The sequence below is a fragment of the Pseudomonas sp. HLS-6 TE3448 genome (assembly GCF_053629555.1).
This window is the reverse complement of record NZ_JBRJIO010000001.1, coordinates 312,819-332,197: the sequence shown is the minus strand read 5'-3', so window position 1 is coordinate 332,197 and position 19,379 is coordinate 312,819. Positions and strand designations below refer to the sequence as shown.

The window sequence follows — 19,379 nt, the reverse complement described above, 5'->3', positions numbered from 1 at the left end:
TTTACTCCCCTTTGGCCTCTGCAGTCGCGGCATTGGCCTGGGCTGGCTTGGCTGGCTGGGCCGACTGGACGTTGGTGGCTTCGCGTGCCTTGACCTCGATGCCCGGTTTGACGAACTGCAGGCCTTCGGTGATCAGGCGGTCGCCCGGGTTCAGGCCTTCCTCGATCAGCCACTGGTTGCCGACGGTACGGTTCGCCTTGAGCTGGCGAAGTTCGACCTTGTTGTCCTGATTGACGACCAATGCGGTTGGAGCACCTTTCAGGTCGCGGGTCACGCCCTGTTGCGGGGCCAGGATCGCTGCGTTCTTGACGCCCGCCTTGAGCTGGGCATGCACGAACATGCCTGGCAGCAGGTTGTGGTCAGGGTTAGGGAACACCGCGCGCAGGGTCACCGAGCCGGTGGTGGGGTCGACCGAGACTTCGGAGAACTCCAGGCGCCCGGCATGGGCATAGCTGCTGCCATCTTCAAGGGTCAGTTGAACCTTGGCGGCATTGCTGCCGACCTTTTCCAACTGACCGCTTTCCAGTTCGCGGCGCAGCGTGAGCAGCTCGACCGAGGACTGGGTGACGTCAACATAGATCGGATCGAGCTGCTGGATGACGGCCATGGCATCGGCCTGGCCATTGTTCACCAGCGCACCTTCGGTGACTGACGAGCGGCCAATGCGGCCGGAGATCGGTGCCAGTACCTTGGTGTAGCGCAGGTCGATCTGGGCGCTTTTTAGGGTGGCCTCAGCCTGCAAACGTTTGGCTTGCGCGTCGTCGTATTCCTGACGGCTCACAGCCTGTTCGGCAACCAACTGCTTGTAGCGCTCAGCCAGCGCACGGGTTGATTGCAGGTTGGCCTGGGCACTGGCCAGGGTCGACTCATACACCGATGGGTCAATCTGGTACAGCTGCTGGCCGAGCTTGACCTCGCTGCCTTCAGTGAAAAGACGCTTGAGAATGATGCCGTTAACCTGGGGGCGAACTTCTGCGACCCGGTACGCGGTGGTACGTCCCGGCAGTTCCGTGGTCAGGGTATAGGCTTGAGGTTGAAGGGTGACCACACCCACCTGGGGGGCCTGCGCGACAGGCGCCGCCGCTTCCTTCTTACAGCCGCTGAGCAGTGTTGCCAGGGCGACGGCGGAAACCAGAGCAGTAACAGCTGGTTTGAAGTGCATGGAGATCCTCGGGTCGCTGAGAGCTGAAGACGCTCAAGAGTAGTGGAAATTGAATGAGAGAAAAAATGGCGTCGAGTGGATAAGTAGCTTACTAACGAATATACTTACATTCACGGCTGTTTGTAAACACCTCTCGTTCGGTCTACCCGACTGCAGCGAGACCTGAATTAACCCCCGGGAACTGGCTCAGTAGACACTTGCCCGGCACCGAACCCGAGCGCCCACGGCGCGCCCGGCCCCTTGATGAGGTTGTACTGCCATGGTCCGTCGAACCAAAGAGGAAGCCCAGGAAACCCGTAGCCAGATTCTCGAGGCTGCGGAGAAAGCCTTCTACAAACGCGGGGTGGCGCGCACCACCCTGGCCGATATTGCAGAGCTGGCAGGGGTGACCCGGGGGGCCATTTACTGGCATTTCAACAACAAGGCCGAGCTGGTTCAGGCCATGCTCGATACTTTGCGCGAACCGCTTGATGAGCTGGCAAGGGCGAGTGAGAGCGAGGAGGAAGCCGACCCGTTGGGGTGCATGCGCAAACTGCTCATTCAACTCATGCAGCACTTGGTACTCGACCCTAAGACGCGGCGCATCAATGAAATCCTGCATCACAAGTGTGAGTTCACCGATGACATGTGTGACATTCGCCAGCAGCGCCAGAACTCAACCATTGACTGCCATGCACACATCACGTTGTCGTTGGCCAATGCCATAAGGCGAGGCCAACTCCCCGCCGATGTAGACCCAGAGCGAGCCGCCATTGCGATACATGCTTATATAGACGGCATCATCAAACGCTGGCTGCTGTTACCCGAGAGCTTCGATTTGTACAAGGATGCCGAACTGTGGGTGGACACCGGCCTTGATATGCTGCGCTTGAGCCCAGCCTTGCGCAAATAAGAGTTTGTGAAGGATTGTGAGTAACTGCGTCTATTTGTTTCCAAGGTCCAGTTGTGTCCAAGGCCTCGTTCAGGTGAAGTCGACAGGTTCCGTTCTCACGGAGTGTCTGCGCTCTGGTAGTTAGCAGGCTAATTAATTATTTCATCGAGTCCTACCATGAGAGCCCTGAACCCGAAGCTTGGTGGTGCCGAACGGCCGCTCAAAGGTATTGCCTTGATCTGCCTGGCGGTGCTGTTGTTTGCCAGCCATGACGCCTTGTCCAAATACCTGTCCGGCTTCTATGCCATTGTGATGGTGGTTTGGGCGCGTTATGTGGTGCACACACTGCTGATGCTTGCGGTTTTTGTGCCGCGTGCGGGGTTTTCGGCGGTGGTGCGTACTCGGCGCCCGGGGTTGCAACTGGCACGGGCCTTGTGTCTGATTGGTACCAGCCTGTTCTTCACCACTGGCCTGCGTTACATCCCACTGGCCGAAGCCACGGCGGTCAACTTCCTGGCCCCCTTGCTGGTGACGGCACTGTCGGTGCCGCTGCTGGGCGAGAAGGTCAGTCGCAGCCAGTGGCTGGCGGTGCTCGGTGGTTTTGTCGGGGTGTTGATTGTGGTACGCCCGGGGGGCGCGCTGTTCACCCCGGCGATTATCCTGCCGTTGTGTTCCGCGCTCTGTTTCGGTGGCTACCAGTTGCTGACGCGCAAGCTCAGCGGCTTCGATAGCCCAACCACCAGTAACTTCCTCACCGGTATTCTCAACAGCCTGATCATGACCGCGTTGGTGCCGTTTTTCTGGACGGTGCCTACCCTGACCCACGGCCTGTTCATGATTGGCCTTGGGACCTGCGGCATGCTGGGCCACATGTTGCTGACCCAGGCATTTCGGCATGCCGCTCCAGCGATGCTGGCGCCGTTCAGTTATGGGCAGATCCTGTTTGCCGGGATGTTTGGCTACCTGGTCTTCAACCACACGCCGGACCTGTTCGGTGTGGTTGGCATTACCATCATCTGCCTCAGCGGGCTGGCGGTAGCCTGGGCTCAACGCCGGGGCGCCTAAGTGCGCCCACGCAGTTGTTGATTGGGCAGCCTGAGGGCGGCACCCAGGCCGAGCAGCGAGATCAAGGCGCTGCCCAGCAGGACGTCGCGGAAGGTCAGGCTCAATGCACTGCGCAGGGCCTGCAATGCTGGGCCATCCACGGTGCTCAGGCTGTCGAGCAGGATGTTGCTGGTAAGGCCGTGTTCACTCATGCCAGGCTGAATCGGGCCTGTATGCCCCAGCATTGCCAGCAGTAGCGCTGACATGCTGGCCACACCAATTGCGCCGCCGAGTGCGCGGAACAGGTTGGTGGTGCTGGTGGCGACGCCAATATCACGTGGTTCAACAGAACTCTGCGCGGCGACCAGCGAGGTTGGAAACTGAAGGCCTGAGGCAATGCCGGTCAGCAGCATGAAGGTCGCACTGGTCAGCCATGCGTCTGGCGGGGTCAACGCCATACCGATGATTGCCAGCGGCATGCACAGCGCACCGGTCAGGATCTGCGGCTTGAAGCGACCGCTGCGGGCCGTCAGCCGCCCGCCCGTGTAGGCCCCGATGGGCAGGCCGATGGCCAGCGGCATCAGGTAAAGCGCTGCGCTATCGGCACCCGCACCCGTGATGCTTTGAAAGCGCAGGGGCATCAGCATAGACAGCGAAATGGCCTGGAAACTGGTCATGAAAATAGTGCACCAGCACAGTACTGCTGTGCGATTGCTGAACAGCTTCAATGGCAACAAGGGCTCGGGTGTTCGCCGCTGGTGGGCCACGAACAGCACCAGCCCGACCACGGCAGTACTCAGCAAACCGAGCATTTCCTGGCTGTTCCAGGCGTAGCCTTGGCCGATCAGGGTAATGGCCATCAGCAGGGTGCCGAGCCCGGCCACCAGCAGCACGCTACCCAGGTAATCGATCACCGCCGCCCGCTGAGGGATGACCAGCACGCGCAAGGTGCGTCGAGCGATCCACCAGGCGAGCAGCCCCAGAGGCAGGTTCAACCAGAACACCCAATGCCAGGACAGGTATTCGGTGAGGTAACCACCAAACACGGGCCCAGTGACGCTGGCCAAGGCATACATACTGCTGAAGTAGCCCTGATAGCGACCACGGTCGCGCGGTGCAATGATGTCGCCAATGATTGCCTGACTGACCGAGATCATCCCGCCAGCACCGATACCCTGCAGCACCCTGGCGACTACCAGTTGCTCCATACTTTGCGACAGGGCACAGAATACCGAGGCCAGGGTAAACAGGCCGATTCCGAACAGAATCATCCGCCGCCGCCCATACAGATCGCCCAGTTTGCCGTAGATCGGCACGGCCACCGTCATCGCCACCATGTAACCGGATATCACCCAGGCCAACAGGCTGACATTGTTGAACTGGGTCGAGATGGCTGGCATCGACACGGCGACGATGGTCTGGTCCAGTGCGCCGAGGAAAATCGCCAGCATCAGGGCGATCAGCACGCTACGCAGGACGGTTGGGGGCAAAGGAGCGTTCACGGACAAACCTTGGAGAGAAGTGAGTGGCCAGTTTACCTGCGTGCGTCGACTTTTCTAATCCGCCAGAGGTGTAACGTGCTAAAGGCCGATGTCCCATGCCGGTTCGGCGCTGAAGCGCTCCGCAAGAAAGTCGAGCATGCTGCGCAAGGTCGCGGGCATATGCTTGCGTGATGTGTACACCGCATTCAGGTTCAACTCGCGTGGCTTGGCATCCGGCAGCAACCGGATCAGCGCTTTGCTGCGCAGCGACTCGGCCACCAGGTAGGTTGGCAGCATTGCAATACCGGCCCCGGCCAAAGTAGCCCGTTGCAGCGTCAGGGCCTCATTGGCGCTGATAGAGCCTTGCACCGGAACCGAGACGGCCTCGCCGTGAACCTCGAAATGCCAGAGGCTGTGGCCGAAGTAGGAGTGGGTCAGGCAGTTATGCCGGGCCAGGTCCTCGACCCGTTGTGGTGCCGGGTGCTCGCGCAGGTACGCGGGTGATGCGCAGATCACTGAACGACAGACCGTCAGGCGCCGTGCAATCAGGTTGGGATCAAGGTCGTTGCTGGTCCGGATGGCCAGATCAATGCGTTCGTCCACCAGGTTGACGGTGCGGTCGAGCATCTGCAGGTCGACCTTCACGTCTGGATAGCGCTTCACATAGTCGGCGACAGCTTCGACCAACTGCGCATGAGCGAACGAGGTGCTGACACTGATGCGCAGTTCGCCGTGTGGCGCATCATCCGGCCGCCTGACCGCCGCTTGCAGGTCGCCGGCCATTTCCAGCATTTGTCGGCAGCGCGGCAGCGTTTCGTTGCCGGCTGCGGTCAGGCTCAGTTTGCGCGTAGTGCGTTGCATCAGCCGGGCACCGACCCAGTCCTCGAGCTCTGCCAGGTAGCGCGAAACGACCGGGCGTGAAAGCTCCAGGTGGTCGGCGGCAGCCGATTGGCTGCCGAGGTCAACCACGGTCACAAACACCCGCATTGCAGTCAGACGGTCCATGATTTGCCCGATTTCAGAAACAAACTATGTCCAAGGATCGCATTTTTTGCGATGGATCATGCAACTAAGCTGTTCCTCATTGATGACTTCAGCGCAACTCAGATCGGAGGTTTCCATGAGCAAGATCGCAATTATCGGTGCTACTGGCCGTGCTGGTAGCCAGTTGTTGGAAGAAGCCTTGCGCCGTGGTCACAGCGTCACGGCCATTGCCCGCAATACGGCCTCCCTGTCCGGACGCTCGGGCGTGACCACACGTCAGCTGGATGTCACTGATGCTGCCGCGCTAGAGCAGGCCCTGATCGGCCATGACGTGGTGCTCAGTGCGGCACATTTCTCCGGGATCAAGCCGCAGGCGATCATCGAGCCGGTGAAGCGGGCCGGGGTCAAGCGTCTGCTGGTCGTCGGAGGCGCCGGTAGCCTGCTGCTGCCATCCGGGCACAAAGTGATCGACAGCCCGGACTTCCCGGAAGCCTATAAGGCTGAGGCTACAGCAGGCGGCCATTACCTGGACACCTTGCGCCAGGAGCACGAACTGGACTGGACCTTCCTTTCACCCTCGGCCGAGTTTGTTGAAGGCGCGCGTACCGGGGTGTACACGCTGGGCAAGGATCACTTGCTGATTGGTGCTGACGGCAGGAGCTGGATCACCTTTGCCGACTACGCCATTGCCATGCTCGACGAGGTAGAGAAACCAGCCCATTCTCGCCAGCGTTTCACCGTGGGCGCCGGCAAGGGCGACCTATAAGGCGCTGCGTAGCCGGGCCAGGTCTCGTAGCGGCGGTGCCCCGTACAGGCGGCTGTACTCGCGGCTGAACTGTGACGGGCTCTCATAGCCGACGCGATAGGCCGCCACCGAAGCCTCCAGCCCATCGTTGAGCATCAACCGCCTGGCCTCCTGCAGACGCAGTTGTTTTTGGTACTGCAGGGGGCTCATCGAGGTCACGGCCTTGAAGCGGTGGTGCAGCGTCGACGTGCTGAGGTTCACCTCCCGGGCCAGTTCGTCAATGCGCAACGGGTGGTGGAAATGCTCGTTCAGCCATTGAACGGCCTGACAGACACGGTGTGTCTGGCTGTTGGCCATGGCGATCTCGTAAAGCCGGTAACCCTGCTGCCCGCGCAGTAGCCGGTACAGAATCTCGCGGCGTACCAGCGGTGCCAGTACGGCAATGTCTCTGGGGGTGTCGAGCAGGCGGACCAGGCGCAGCAAGGCATCGAGTAGCTCGCTGTCGATGCGTTCTATAAACAGACCGCGCCCTGAGCGTGGAGATGGCACGCTCATCGGGCCGGCTTCGGCAATCAGGCTATGGATTTCAGCCGGGTCGATATCCAGGCGCACGCCAAGTGTAGGGTTCTCAGGGCTCGCATCCAGCAGTACACCACTGATCGGCAGGGCTACCGACACGACCATGTAGTGCAGTGGATCGTAGGTGTAGCACTCATCGCCCAATCGGACTTCCTTGCTGCCATGGGCCATGATGCACAGTGCCGGTTGCGCCAGTGTAGGCATCGAGCGCACACGCTCTTCATAGCGCACCAGGTACAGGTCGTCGATGGCCGATGCAACGCCAATCTGGCTGGCCGTGTGTCGCTTGATCAGGTCGGCCAGTTCCAGTCGTTGCTGCTCGAAAGCAGGTTCCAGTTGTGGCGCGGCGGGGGCTTCGGATGACATGCGACAGCTTCCTGAGGTGACCGGACAAAGCATAGGTTTGTGCAAGTGGTGACGCTAGTCGGATGCTGCCGGGTTCTTGCCTGATCCTGCGTGAGCTGTCTCTCTAGGGGCATGATTGTGCCGGATGCTTGCCTGAAACCCATCGGCATGGGCGAGGCCTCGCGTCAGGTTGGGCTTTCGCTGGCGATGAGCCTGTGCAGAATCAGGCAAGTCATCGGCAGGAATTGCCTATCGCCACGCGTGTTCGTGGTTCTACGCTGTGCAACCTGGCAATTTCCCCCTCTGGCCGCTTTCAGGAGAACCGCCCATGACTTCACCTCAACCGGTCAGCCATCTTGCGTTCGTTCGTGCCAGTTCCGGGCGCTCGGCAGAGCTGGGCGAACGCCTGCAGCAGTTGCTTGAGCCTTCGCGACAGGCGCCCGGTTGCCTGAGCTTCAGCCTGCAACGCTCTACCAGCGATACGCAGCTTTGGCTGCTCAGTGGCTCCTGGTGCAATTCGGCTGCGATGGCGGACTATTTCGCCTCGCCAACCTTGATGCTGTTCGGCGACTTGCTTCAGGCGCAGTTACTCGACAGCCTCGACGTACAGACATTCGGCGAGGCGCACACAGGTTAGAATGCTGGCTTTCCAGTCACCGAGGCAGGTTTCAACTCCATGGCACGCAGAGAGTTTGCACAGTACGAGGCCGTTTCGGCCGTGGTTCCGGGAGAGGGCGGTTACAGTGCCGCCATCGCGGTAAAAGGTCTGGGCGCCGGTGGTGCACCACGCTTCCACAAAGTGCTGCCGGGCCAGACCTTCAAGACCGCTCACGAAGCTGACGTCGCCGCGTGTGGTGAACTAGAGCGCTTGGTCGGGGTCAGCGAGGACGCCGAACTGCGCTGGTAACTCACACCTGCGGACGGGTCATCTTGAACAGGTTGCCCAGTTCAAAGTAGTCCGCCGGGCCGCCACCACGAAGGATCGGCTCGGCGGCCGCCGTGTCGTAGATACCCTCTTTGAGCAGATGCTCGGCGATATGCACGGCCACCACTTCACCCAGAATCAGCCAGCTCGGTACCAGTGCCTGGTCGGCACGTTGCAGCTGGACGATCTGCGTCACCTTGCATTCGAACGACACCGGGCTTTCCTGCACGCGCGGTACGGCGATCACCTTCGAGGCGGCGGGTGTCAGCCCGCTCAAGGCGAACTCATCGACGTGCGACGCGACTGCTGCGCAGCTCTGGTTCATGGCTTCGGCCAAGGGACGGGTAGCCAGGTTCCAGGCGAACTCGCCGGTCTGCTCGATGTTGTTCAGGCTGTCTTTGCGCCCGACGCTGCAGAAGCCGATGATCGGTGGGATGTAATTGAACGCGTTGAAAAAGCTGTACGGCGCGAGGTTCAGGCGACCTTCTGCGTCCTGGCTAGAGATCCAGCCAATCGGTCGTGGGCCGACGATGGCGTTGAAAGGATCGTGGGGCAGGCCATGGCCTTTTGCGGGTTCGTAGTAGTACATCGAGGGTCTGCTAGCAATTTTACGGCCTGCTAGTGTGCCAAGGTCCATCGTCGTTGAAAACGACCAAGCCCGGCCGAAGCCGGGCGTTGAGCATGTCGTTGCCGTTGTATTAGCTGAAGCGGTGGGCCTGGGTGCGGTCGAAACCATCTGCGGCAAACCTGGCAGCGCCGGTGCGGTCGAAACCGTCTTCGGCAAACTTGGCAGCGCCGGTGCGGTCGAAACCGTCTTCGGCAAATTTGCCAGCGCCGGTGCGGTCAAAGCCGTCTTCAGCAAATTTGCCAGCCCCCGTCCGATCAAAACCGTCTTCGACATAGCCGGCTGATTGGCTGTGCTCGCTGGTAAAGCTGTGAGCATGGGTGCGTTCAAAGCCATCTTCAGCGAATGCGTTTGCAGCCAGAACCGAGAAGGCGAGGGTCAGGATCAGTTTGCTTTTCATGGTGGTTGCTCCGGGGTAGTGAGGGGTTGTGTGTTGCTATGGGTTCAATGTTACGCTCGTTAAATTGATTAAAAAGCGCAAAAAATAACGCGTATAAATCAGTTAATTCGATACATATGGCGAAACAAAAAAACCAACGAATTTTTCATCTCTGCTCGACTGGTTTTTCATCCGTCTTTACGCAGCCTTGCCGCACTTTTTCCTGGAGCGGTGAACGCGTGAATAAACTTCCTCAGATAACCCTGGCGTTCTGGGTCATGAAGATCTGTGCAACCACCTTGGGCGAAACCGCCGGTGACTTGCTTTCGATGACCCTGAACGTTGGCTATGCCCTCAGTTCGGTCATTCTGATCGGCATTTTCCTGGCGACCCTGGTTACCCAGCTGTTTTCCCGTACCTACAGCCCGGTGCTGTACTGGTTGGTGATTCTGTCGACCAGTACCGCCGGTACGACGATGTCCGACTTCATGGACCGCACACTGGGCTTGGGCTATGCCAGTGGTTCGATGATCCTGATCGGCATTCTGGCGGCGATTTTTGTCGCCTGGCGCTTCAGCGGTGACTCGCTCGATGTGAGCCATGTTCAAACGCGGCGTGGCGAGCTGTTCTACTGGGCCGCGATTCTGTTCTCCAACACCTTGGGTACCGCGTTGGGCGACTACCTGGCCGACGACTCCGGCCTGGGCTTTGCCGGTGGTGCGTTGCTGATCGGTTCGGCCATTGGCGTGGTGGTGTTGGCGAGGTACTGGACGCGGTTGTCGGGTGTGTTGCTGTTCTGGGTAGCGTTTGTGCTGACTCGGCCATTCGGCGCCACCTTGGGCGACTTCCTGACCAAGCCGCACGAAAAGGGCGGGCTGGATTTTGGCACCGTCGGTTCATCGCTGGTGCTGGGCGGTGTGCTGTTGGTGCTGATTGTCGCAGCCTCGTACTACCAAGGACGTGAGCAACGCCAAGTCTCCGCCGAACTTTCGTGAGGCACTGAACACAAAAAAGGGGGCCAGTAACGGCCCCTTTTTTGTGTTCTGGCGCTGATCCCTGCGCCGACGCCATCGCAGGCAAGCCTGCATCCCACAAAGACCGCTGTATCAGTCGGTGACGATTCGTGAATGCTGGCGGGTGTCCTTCATGAATACATACACCAGCAGCGAACAGGCGATGCAGGCGGTGACGTACCAGTAGAAGCCGGCTTCCATGCCATTGCTCTTGAACCACAGTGCTACGTATTCGGCGGTACCGCCGAAAATCGATACCGTCAGTGCATAGGGCAGGCCAACGCCCAGGGCGCGGATCTCGGTAGGGAACAGCTCGGCTTTGACCACGGCGTTGATCGAGGTGTAGCCACTGACGATGATCAGTGCAGCCATGATCAGGAAGAACGCGCCCCACCAGGTCTGGATGGTGTGCAGGGTGCTGAGGATCGGTACGGTGAACAGTGTTCCCAATACACCGAAGGCAATCAGGATCGGACGACGGCCAATCTTGTCGGACAGGCCGCCGATCACTGGCTGCAGGCACATGAACAGGAACATTGTGGCCGCTGAAATGGTGGTCGAGTCGCTGATGGTCATGCCCACCGTGTTTACCAGGTACTTCTGCATGTAGGTGGTGTAGGTGTAGAAGGCCAGGGTACCGCCCATGGTCAGGCCAACTACCGTCATCAGCTCCTTGGGATGACGTATCAGTGTGCGCATCAGGCTTTCCTTGGACTTCTCCTTCTTGGTGAACGAGCTGGTTTCTTCCATGCCACGACGCAGGTACAGCGCAACCACTGCACACAGCGCGCCGATCACGAACGGTACGCGCCAGCCCCAGGCGTAGAGCTCTTCGGTAGTCAGTGTCTGTTGCAGGACGATCAACACAGCCAGGGCGATCAGCTGGCCGGAGATCAGCGTCACGTACTGGAAACTGGAGAAGAAACCACGGCGCTCCTTGCTGGCCATCTCGCTGAGGTAGGTAGCCGAAGTACCGTATTCCCCGCCCACGGACAGGCCTTGCATCAAGCGGGCGATCACCAGCAAAACGGGGGCCGCAACGCCGATGGTTTCATAACCGGGAGTCAGGGCGATGAGCAGCGAGCCGGCACACATCAACAGCACCGAGGCCATCAGCGCAGCCTTGCGTCCCTTGCGGTCGGCGTACAGGCCCATCAGCCAGCCGCCGATAGGGCGCATCAGGAAGCCCACGGCGAAGATCGCGGCGGTGTTGAGCAGTTGTGCGGTGGAGTCACCAGCAGGGAAGAAGGCCTTGGCGAAATACAGCGAGAATGCGGCGTAGACGTACCAGTCGTACCATTCGACCATGTTGCCGATGGAGCCACTGAAGATCGACTTGAGCCGGCTGGCAGTGTTTTTTTCTGCGGCAGGCGCTATGGCCGCCCCGACAGACAGGGTGCTTGAATTATCCATGATGGATCCTTCTCGTTGTTTTTGTGGAGCGCGCCGAAACGCAGCTTGCCTGTGCCATAGCAGGAGCTGTGCCAGATGCCAGAGGCCCGTTCTAGAAGGGTTTAGCCTCTTTGGTAAGCGGAAATTCGCTTATCGCTCAGGGGGAGGTCGGCAAGAATCCGCTTACTGGCTCAGGGCCGGTCGAGAAAGTCTTCACGCTGCAGGCCGTGGCGCTGCATCTTTTCGTTGAGGGTGCGCCGGGGCAGTTGCAGCTCCTCGAGCACTGCCTTGATATCGCCCTTGTTGCGGGTGAGTGCCGCACGCAGGCATTGGGCCTCAAAGGCCTCTGTCTGGGCGGTCAGCGACTGCCCGCTTTCTACCGCCAGCGTTTGAGGGGGTGTCAGGCCCAGAACGTGGCGCTCAGCAGCGTTAGCCAGTTCGCGTACGTTGCCTGGCCAATCGTGGCTGAGCAGGTTGCCCAGTTGTGCGCCGCTTAAAACGGGTGGGGTACGGGCCAGTCGTGCGGCGGCGGTGCGGGCGAAATGCTGGAACAGCAATGGGATGTCTTCGCGGCGCTCGCGTAACGGCGCCAAGTGCAGTTCGGCGACGTTCAAACGGTAGGCAAGGTCTTCACGAAAGCGCCCGGCGCGGGCCTCTTCAAGCAGATCGGGTTTGGTCGCGGCAATGATCCGCAGGTCGATGGCGATGCTCTGGTTGGCCCCCAGGCGTTCCAGCTTCTGTTCCTGCAAGACGCGCAGCAGTTTGGCCTGTTGAGCCAAGGGCATGCTCTCGATTTCGTCGAGGAACACCGTGCCGCCGTTGGCGTATTCCAGCTTGCCAATACGTTTGCCCTGAGCGCCGGTGAAGGCACCGCTTTCGTGGCCGAACAGCTCAGCTTCAAACAACTGCTCGGGGATCGCCGCGCAGTTAAGCGCGACAAAAGGTTTGTTCGCACGCGGGCCGAAATCGTGCAGGCAACGGGCAACCTGCTCCTTGCCGCTACCGGTTTCGCCACGTATCAGGACATTGACCGGTAGCGCGGCGAGCTCCAGTACCTGACGGCGTAACTGCTGCATGCCTTGGGACATGCCAAGCAACGTGGATTCCAGCCGCGCCTTGAGGTCGGCCTGTTCATGTAGCGAGCGGTTTTCCAGCACCAATTGGCGTTTTTCCAGGGCGCGGCGCAGGCTGCTGAGCAGGTCTTCGGGGCTGAACGGCTTTTCCAGAAAGTCGTAGGCCCCCTTGCGCATGGCCTGTACGGCCATCGGCACATCGCCATGGCCGGTCAGCAGGATCACCGGCAGGTCGGCATCGCGTGCTTGCAACTGTTCCAGCAGTTGCAGGCCATCCATGCCGGGCATGCGCACATCGCTCACCACCACACCGGGGAAGTGCTCGGGCAATTGTGCCAGGCACGCCTCGGCACGGTTGTGCAACTGAACGCTGAAGCCCGACAGGGTCAGCCACTGCTCCACCGCAGTTAGGATGCTGGCTTCGTCATCAACGACGATCACCGAATTCAACATGCTGGCTCCGTATCGCTGGGCAAGGTCAGGGTGAAGCGGGCGCCACCCGGCAGGTTTTCAACCTGCAGGCGACCACCGATTTCATGGACGATACCGTAGGAGATAGCAAGACCCAGGCCAAGCCCTTCACCCACAGGTTTGGTGGTGAAGAACGGGTCGAAAACGTTGGCCAAGTGTTCGTCGGCAATGCCGCCACCGCTGTCCAGTACGCTCAGCTTCCAATCGTGCTGGTCGACCTCAATGCGCACTTCCAGGCGTTTGTAGGGCTTGTCGAGCATGGCGTCGAGGGCATTGCGCAGCAGGTTGATCAGCACCTGTTCAAGGCGGATCGCATCGCCACGCACCCAGGCTGGTCGGGCCAGGTACAGCGCCGTACTGACGCCCTCGGCGCGGATACGCGGATCGAGCAACTGCATGGCCTGATCCACCACCGTGGCCAGGTCCAGGCGTTCGCGCAGGCCGCTGGGGCTGTTGCGGGCGAACGTTTTCAAGTGCCCGGTCAGGGCCGCCATGCGGGTCAGCATCTGTTCCAGTGGCTCCAGTGCCTTACGCGCTTCGTCGAGGCGTTCATTGTCGAGGAGCAGGCGCAGGGTGGCCAGTTGCATGCGCTGGGTGGTCAGCGGCTGGTTGATCTCATGGGCCAGGGCGGCTGACATCTGCCCCAGGGCGGCCAGTTTGGCGGACTGCACCAAGCCTTCCTGAGCGGTACGCAGGTCGCGGGTGCGGGCTTCGACCAAACGCTCCAGCTCCTGGCGGCTACGTTGGCGCAGGCGTGCCATGCGCAGGCGCTGGCTGATGAACAGCAGCGCAAAGAACAGGCTTAGCCATAACGCGGCAGCCGCCAGGGCTGCGTTGCGCCCGTCTTCAGTCACCTGGGGCGAGCGCAACAGGTGCAGTGTCCAGCCTTCAGTGCCCAGCGGCAGGCTTTCCCACAGGTAGTCCCTGGTGCCTGCTGGCCCCTGGACACTGACCAGTTGGCTGTTGTCATCAAAGCGGTTCAGTGGATGATGTTTCAGAGGTACCAGCGGCTGCTTGTCGTATTGCCGGGTTTGCTCCAGCTCCTTGCGGTCTTCGGCGCCAAGCGGTTGCAGTTCGCGGTAGCGCCAGCCGTCCTGGTTAGCGATGAAAATAATGCCGCGGGCATCACTGACCAGCAGGATATCGTTGCCCTGGCGCCACTCCCGCTCCAGCTCCGGAAACTCCAGTTTGACCACCATTGCACCGAGAAAGCGCCCGTTACTGTCCTTGACCGCACTGGAGAGGAAGTAGCCAGGGATGCCGCTGGTGACCCCTACGGCATAGAAACGCCCACTGCCCTGGTTCATGGTCTGTTTGAAGTAGGGGCGGAACGCATAGTTCTGCCCAACGTAAGTGCTGGGCAAACGCCAGTTGCTGGCGGCGACGGCCAGGCCCGTGTGGTCCAGCAGTTCCAGGGTCGAGGAATTGGCCGCGCCGTTGATACGCTCCAGCTTGTGGTTGAGCGCCTCCTGAACCTGGGCTGTGACCGGGCCACTGAGGGCTGCGATCAGTTCCGGGTCGAGGGCCAGCACCGCGGGCAAGGCGCGGTAGCGTTCGATCAGGGTGTGTAGCGAGTTGGCGTACAGGCCCAGTTGCTGGCTCGCCCTGGAGGCATCCTCCAGCAAGGCCTGGCGCTGGGCATGCTGCCAGGCCCACGCCGTGCTCAAGAGCATGCCTGTGAGCATCAGGAACAGCATCAGGCCCAAGCGCATGGCGCGAAAGGAAATAGGCATGGCAAACAGAATCCCGGCAACGGGGAAGGCATTCCGGCACTTCCCCTTGGACATCGCGGCGACCGCTTACAGCAGCTCGAAACTCTGCTGTTTCACGGCCTCTGAGTCCAGCCCGACCTGCACGTTGAACTCGCCAGGTTCTGCAGCGTACTTCAATTGAGCGTTGTAGAACTTCAGGTCGTCTTCGCTGAGGGTGAAATGAACGATGCGTTCTTCGCCCGCCTTGAGGCTGATTTTCTGGAAGTTCTTCAGCTCCTTGATGGGCCGGCTAATCGACGCTGCGACGTCGCGAACGTACAACTGAACCACAGTTTCACCGTCACGCTTGCTGGTGTTTTTCACGCGGATGCTGGCATCGAGGGTTTGCCCAGGCTTCAGGGTCTTGCTGGACAGCGTCAGCTCCGACAGGCTGAACTCGCTGTAGCTCAGGCCATAGCCGAACGGGTAGAGCGGGCCGTTGGGTTCCTCGAAGTACTGCGAGGTGTAGTTGCCCGGCTTGCCCGGTGTATATGGGCGACCAATGCTCAGGTGGTTGTAGTACATCGGCACCTGCCCCACCGAACGCGGGAAGGTCATAGGCAGTTTGCCGGACGGGTTGTAGTCGCCGAACAGTACGTCCGCGATGGCGTTGCCGCCTTCGGTGCCGCTGAACCAGGTTTCGAGCATGGCATCGGCTTGTTCGCGTTCCCAGGTCAGCGACAATGGTCGGCCGTTCATCAGCACCAGCACCAGCGGTTTGCCGGTGGCTTTCAAGGCCGTGATCAGGGCGCGTTGGCTGGCGGGGACTTCCAGTGTGGTGCGGCTGGACGACTCATGGGACATGCCCCGCGACTCGCCTACCACGGCAACCACGACATCTGCTTGCTGCGCGGCCTTGACCGCTTCATCGATCATCACTGCCGCAGGGCGTGGGTCGTCGATGATTTCCGGCGCAGCGAAGTTGAGGAAGTTCAGGTAATCGAGGATCGCCTTGTCGTGGGTAATGTTTGCACCCTTGGCGTAGATCACGCGGGCGCGTTCGCCCAGCACACGGCGCATACCGTCATGCACGGTCACGGAGTGACGCGGGCGGCCTGCTGCGGCCCAACTGCCCATCATGTCGATAGGGGCATCGGCCAGTGGCCCGACCAGGGCAATGGTGCCCTGTTTCTTCAGGGGCAGGGTCTGGTTGCGGTTTTCCAGCAAGACCATGCTGCGGCGCGCTACATCACGGGCGGCATCGCGGTGCAGGCGTCCTTCGGCGTAGGTGTCGGCCGGGTCTTCGCTGGCGATACCGATGCGTCGGTACGGGTTGTCGAAAAGGCCCATGTCGTACTTGGCGCCCAGCACTTCACGCACGGCATTGTCGATATCCGCCTGATTGATCTCGCCGGACTTGAGCAGGCCCGGCAGTTCCTGGCCGTACAGCGAGTCGTTCATGCTCAGGTCGATGCCGGCCTTGATCGACAGCTTCGCCGCTTCGCGACCATCACGGGCGATGCCGTGCTTGATCAGTTCAAAGATCGCACCGTGGTCGCTGACCGTGACGCCCTTGAAACCCCACTCCTTGCGCAGCAGGTCATTCATCAACCAGGTGTTGGCCGTGGCCGGTACACCGTTGATCGAGTTGAGCGCCACCATCACCCCGCCTGCACCCGCATCGACAGCGGCGCGGTAAGGCGGGAGGTAGTCGTTGTACATCTTGATCGGGCTCATATCGACGGTGTTGTAGTCGCGCCCGCCTTCCACTGCACCATACAAGGCGAAGTGCTTCACGCTCGCCATCAGGCTGGTCGCCGATGCCGGGTTGTTGTCCTGAAAGCCCTCGACCATCACTTTGGAGATCCGCGAAACCAGGTAGGTGTCTTCACCGAAGCCTTCACTGCTGCGGCCCCAGCGCGGGTCACGGGCGATATCGACCATGGGCGCGAAGGTCATGTCGATACCGTCGGCACTGGCCTCTATTGCCGAGGTACGGGCGACCGTGTGGATGGCTTTCATGTCCCAACTGGAGGCCAGCGCCAGGCTGATCGGGAAAATGGTGCGGTGGCCGTGGATCACGTCATAGGCGAAGAACATCGGGATCTTCAGCCGGCTGTTCTTCACCGCCGCATCCTGCAGAGGGCGGTTCTCGCTACGGGTGATGGAGTTGAACGTACCGCCGATGTTGCCCGCGGCGATTTCCTTGAGGATCTGCGGCTGGGGCATTTCCGGGCCGATGCTGATCAGGCGCAACTGGCCGATTTTTTCCTCGAGCGTCATTTGCTGCATCAGGTCGGCAATAAACGCCTGCTTGTTCTTCTGCGGCTCGGTAGTGGTATCGGCAAAGGCGGTATGGCTGGCCAGGCTGACAAGCAGGCCCAGCAAACAGAGTTTGTTCATGACTATTCGTTCTCAAGGCTCAGAGCAGTATTCATCAGGGAGACTGCACAGCCGAAATTGGGGGAGCAGCTATTGTTGTAATGGGCTGGGATCTTTTAGCCGATTGTGCCATTGCATTCCAGCGATGGCCGGGGATTATGCCTGAAGTCCGGACTTTTACGGGTAATCAAGGAGCACGATGACGATGCAGGTACTTCATGCCAAAGCGATACGGCTCTGGGTCGTGTTGATGCTGTCCAGCCTGCTGGCCGGTTGTGGGATCAACAACATTCCTCAGTATGACGAACAGGTCAAGGCGGCCTGGGCGCAAGTGCAGAACCAGTACCAGCGGCGCGCCGACCTGATTCCCAACCTGGTGGAGACGGTAAAAGGCTATGCCAAGCAAGAGCAGACCACCCTGACCGCCGTTGTCGAGGCCCGGGCCAAGGCCACCTCGATTCAGGTCGACGCCAGTACCTTGGACGACCCGGAAAAATTGCGCCAGTTCCAGGCGGCACAAGCTCAACTCAGCGGGGCCTTGAGCCGGCTGATGGCGGTTTCCGAGCGTTACCCGGAGCTGAAGTCGAACCAGAATTTTCTGGCCCTGCAGTCGCAACTCGAAGGCACGGAAAACCGGATTGCCGTGGCGCGCAAGGATTTCATCGCCGCCGTACAACGCTACAACACCGAGATCCGCACCTTTCCCGGGCGTATCTGGCACAGCTTGATGTACAGCGACATGCCGCTGCGTGAGACCTTCGAGGCGACCAGTGCCGATGCCGACAAAGCCCCTGAAGTGAAATTCTGATGCGCCTGCTCAAGGCTGCTGTGCTGCTGGCACTGCTCTGTGCAGCCTTGACGCTGCGCGCTGAACCCAGCTTCCCGGCCCTGACCGGGCGCGTGGTGGACGAGGCTCATTTGCTCGATGCGGCCAGTATTGCCCAGCTCAGCCAGATGTTGGCGGCCCATGAGCAGGCCAGCGGCGGTGAGCAGGTGGTGGTGGTCACCTTGCCTGACCTGCAAGGCATGAGCATTGAAGACTACGGCTACCAGCTAGGACGGCACTGGGGGATCGGCCAGCGCGGCAAGGACAATGGCGCATTGCTGATCGTCGCGCCACAGGCGCGCAAGCTGCGTATAGAGGTCGGCTACGGGCTGGAAGAGCGCCTGACCGATGCCCAGTCCTCCGTCATCATCAACAGCATCATTACCCCGGCGTTTCGGCGCGGCGAGTTCAGCCAAGGTATCGTTCAGGGCACGGCGGCGATTATTCAGGTATTGGGGGGCAACCCCTTGGCCGAACCGGCCCAGGCGACGGGCGCAGAGGCCGAAGGCGGCTCGCGCGGCTGGACCATCGGCTTGTTCATCTTGCTGGTGGTACTCGCCTTCACCTTGCAAGGCTTGGGCTTGAGCGGTGGGCGAGGCGGGCGCGGCGGCGGTTTTGGTGGCGGCCTTGGTGGCTTCGGCGGCGGTTCGGGTGGGGGCGGCTTCAGTGGCGGTGGCGGCAGTTTTGGCGGTGGCGGCTCATCGGGCGGCTGGTAGATAACTCATCAACAAGAGCCACAGTGCATGGCATTGCTCAGTGAATTTGAACAACGGCAGGTCGCCGAGGCGATTGCCCAGGTCGAGCGCAACACCGACGCGGAACTGGTCACGGTGTTGGCCGCCCGGGCTGACGACTACACCTATATCCCGCTGCTCTGGGCCAGCCTGCTGGCACTGGTGCTGCCGGGCATCATCTATTACCTCAGCGGCTGGCCGGGTGGGCATGGGCTGTTGATCGCGCAATGGCTGACCTTCATTGTGTTCAGTCTGGTGTTTCGTGTACCGCGCCTGACCACCCGCTTGATTCCGCGCGCTGTGCGCCATTGGCGGGCCTCGAACCTGGCCCGGCGGCAGTTCCTTGAACAAAACCTGCACCGTACGGTGGGCAGCACCGGCATGCTGATCTTTGTCAGCGAAGCCGAGCGCTATGTGGAAATTCTGGTCGACGAAGGCATTTCCCGGCATTTGGACAATCAGGTCTGGGACCGCATTGTGCAGCGCTTCACCGGGCAGGTCGGGCAAGGCCAGACCTTGCAGGGTTTTCTCGACTGTATTCAGGCGTGTGGCGAACTGTTGAGTGCCCATGTGCCACTGACGCAGGCCCGTAATGAATTGCCCAATCGCCTGGTGATATTGCCGTAAGGGCAGGGCAATCATCGACAAAAGCTGTGC

At 60.6% G+C, this 19,379-nt stretch carries 19 protein-coding genes; 9 read left to right on the top strand and 10 right to left on the bottom strand.

The genetic code is table 11. The features are described from left to right. Position 1 precedes the first annotated feature (1 nt). A complete protein-coding gene (locus tag AB7M23_RS01570) occupies positions 2-1,162 on the bottom strand; it encodes an efflux RND transporter periplasmic adaptor subunit (protein ID WP_065758696.1) in 1,161 nt (386 codons plus the stop codon). Between the two features lie 259 nt (positions 1,163-1,421). On the opposite strand from AB7M23_RS01570, the gene AB7M23_RS01565 reads away from it, so the two are divergent. Both AB7M23_RS01565 and AB7M23_RS01560 read left to right on the top strand, forming a co-directional pair. Continuing rightward, the gene (locus tag AB7M23_RS01565; protein ID WP_454240083.1) at positions 1,422-2,054 is read left to right on the top strand and encodes a TetR family transcriptional regulator; all 633 of its coding nucleotides are present in this window, start codon (positions 1,422-1,424) and stop codon (positions 2,052-2,054) included. 156 nt (positions 2,055-2,210) lie between these two features. Beyond that, positions 2,211-3,098: a DMT family transporter gene (locus AB7M23_RS01560; protein WP_102052625.1), complete on the top strand. Its 888-nt coding sequence runs from the start codon at positions 2,211-2,213 to the stop codon at positions 3,096-3,098. On the opposite strand, the gene AB7M23_RS01555 is transcribed toward AB7M23_RS01560, so the two are convergent. Further along, positions 3,095-4,528: an MDR family MFS transporter gene (locus AB7M23_RS01555; protein ID WP_102052668.1), complete on the bottom strand. Its 1,434-nt coding sequence runs from the start codon at positions 4,526-4,528 to the stop codon at positions 3,095-3,097. The genes AB7M23_RS01560 and AB7M23_RS01555 overlap by 4 nt on opposite strands. 129 nt (positions 4,529-4,657) lie before the next feature. After that, positions 4,658-5,563 carry a LysR family transcriptional regulator gene (locus AB7M23_RS01550; RefSeq protein WP_102052626.1) on the bottom strand — a complete coding sequence of 302 codons (906 nt, stop codon included), beginning with the start codon at positions 5,561-5,563 and terminating at the stop codon, positions 4,658-4,660. Between the two features lie 115 nt (positions 5,564-5,678). On the opposite strand from AB7M23_RS01550, the gene AB7M23_RS01545 reads away from it, so the two are divergent. After that, on the top strand, positions 5,679-6,308 hold the full coding sequence (locus AB7M23_RS01545; RefSeq protein ID WP_454240082.1) for an NAD(P)-dependent oxidoreductase: 630 nt from the start codon (positions 5,679-5,681) through the stop codon (positions 6,306-6,308). Here the strand turns inward: AB7M23_RS01545 and AB7M23_RS01540 are convergent. Further along, a complete protein-coding gene (locus AB7M23_RS01540; RefSeq protein ID WP_454240081.1) occupies positions 6,303-7,232 on the bottom strand; it encodes an AraC family transcriptional regulator N-terminal domain-containing protein in 930 nt (309 codons plus the stop codon). The two genes, AB7M23_RS01545 and AB7M23_RS01540, sit on opposite strands and share 6 nt — an antisense overlap. A gap of 307 nt (positions 7,233-7,539) precedes the next feature. On the opposite strand from AB7M23_RS01540, the gene AB7M23_RS01535 reads away from it, so the two are divergent. Both AB7M23_RS01535 and AB7M23_RS01530 read left to right on the top strand, forming a co-directional pair. After that, entirely contained in the window at positions 7,540-7,848 is a 309-nt protein-coding gene (locus AB7M23_RS01535; protein ID WP_454240080.1) for an antibiotic biosynthesis monooxygenase family protein, read from the top strand. 39 nt (positions 7,849-7,887) lie between these two features. Next, on the top strand, positions 7,888-8,118 hold the full coding sequence (locus AB7M23_RS01530) for a hypothetical protein (protein ID WP_099775667.1): 231 nt from the start codon (positions 7,888-7,890) through the stop codon (positions 8,116-8,118). 1 nt (position 8,119) lies between these two features. Here AB7M23_RS01530 and AB7M23_RS01525 read toward each other — a convergent pair whose 3' ends face one another. Both AB7M23_RS01525 and AB7M23_RS01520 read right to left on the bottom strand, forming a co-directional pair. Next, positions 8,120-8,725, bottom strand: coding sequence for a flavin reductase family protein (locus AB7M23_RS01525; protein WP_099775666.1), 606 nt, complete (start codon positions 8,723-8,725; stop codon positions 8,120-8,122). Positions 8,726-8,834: 109 nt separating this feature from the next. Beyond that, the gene (locus tag AB7M23_RS01520; protein ID WP_454240079.1) at positions 8,835-9,161 is read right to left on the bottom strand and encodes a hypothetical protein; all 327 of its coding nucleotides are present in this window, start codon (positions 9,159-9,161) and stop codon (positions 8,835-8,837) included. A 218-nt stretch (positions 9,162-9,379) separates the two neighbouring features. Here AB7M23_RS01520 and AB7M23_RS01515 point away from each other — a divergent pair, with 218 nt between their 5' ends. After that, entirely contained in the window at positions 9,380-10,135 is a 756-nt protein-coding gene (locus tag AB7M23_RS01515; RefSeq protein WP_102052630.1) for a COG4705 family protein, read from the top strand. Positions 10,136-10,246: 111 nt separating this feature from the next. On the opposite strand, the gene AB7M23_RS01510 is transcribed toward AB7M23_RS01515, so the two are convergent. The 4 genes from AB7M23_RS01510 to bglX form a co-directional block, all read right to left on the bottom strand. Beyond that, entirely contained in the window at positions 10,247-11,566 is a 1,320-nt protein-coding gene (locus AB7M23_RS01510) for an MFS transporter (RefSeq protein WP_065758685.1), read from the bottom strand. Positions 11,567-11,736: 170 nt separating this feature from the next. Continuing rightward, positions 11,737-13,071 (bottom strand): sigma-54-dependent transcriptional regulator, encoded by a 1,335-nt coding sequence (locus AB7M23_RS01505; RefSeq protein WP_454240078.1) that lies wholly within the window; start codon positions 13,069-13,071, stop codon positions 11,737-11,739. Further along, a complete protein-coding gene (locus AB7M23_RS01500; RefSeq protein WP_099775662.1) occupies positions 13,065-14,822 on the bottom strand; it encodes a sensor histidine kinase in 1,758 nt (585 codons plus the stop codon). Before AB7M23_RS01500 ends, AB7M23_RS01505 begins: the two co-directional genes overlap by 7 nt. A 66-nt stretch (positions 14,823-14,888) precedes the next feature. Next, positions 14,889-17,183 carry a beta-glucosidase BglX gene (bglX, locus tag AB7M23_RS01495; RefSeq protein WP_454240077.1) on the bottom strand — a complete coding sequence of 765 codons (2,295 nt, stop codon included), beginning with the start codon at positions 17,181-17,183 and terminating at the stop codon, positions 14,889-14,891. Positions 17,184-17,367: 184 nt separating this feature from the next. Between bglX and AB7M23_RS01490 the strand changes: the two genes are divergently transcribed. Genes AB7M23_RS01490 through AB7M23_RS01480 form a run of 3 tightly spaced genes read left to right on the top strand, consistent with a single transcriptional unit; the run spans position 17,368 to position 19,349 of the window. Continuing rightward, positions 17,368-17,970 carry a LemA family protein gene (locus AB7M23_RS01490; RefSeq protein ID WP_099775660.1) on the top strand — a complete coding sequence of 201 codons (603 nt, stop codon included), beginning with the start codon at positions 17,368-17,370 and terminating at the stop codon, positions 17,968-17,970. Next, complete coding sequence (locus AB7M23_RS01485; protein WP_102052633.1) at positions 17,970-18,704, top strand: TPM domain-containing protein; 735 nt, start codon at positions 17,970-17,972, stop codon at positions 18,702-18,704. Before AB7M23_RS01490 ends, AB7M23_RS01485 begins: the two co-directional genes overlap by 1 nt. A gap of 27 nt (positions 18,705-18,731) precedes the next feature. Next, the gene (locus AB7M23_RS01480; RefSeq protein WP_330523185.1) at positions 18,732-19,349 is read left to right on the top strand and encodes a TPM domain-containing protein; all 618 of its coding nucleotides are present in this window, start codon (positions 18,732-18,734) and stop codon (positions 19,347-19,349) included. Positions 19,350-19,379 lie beyond the last annotated feature (30 nt).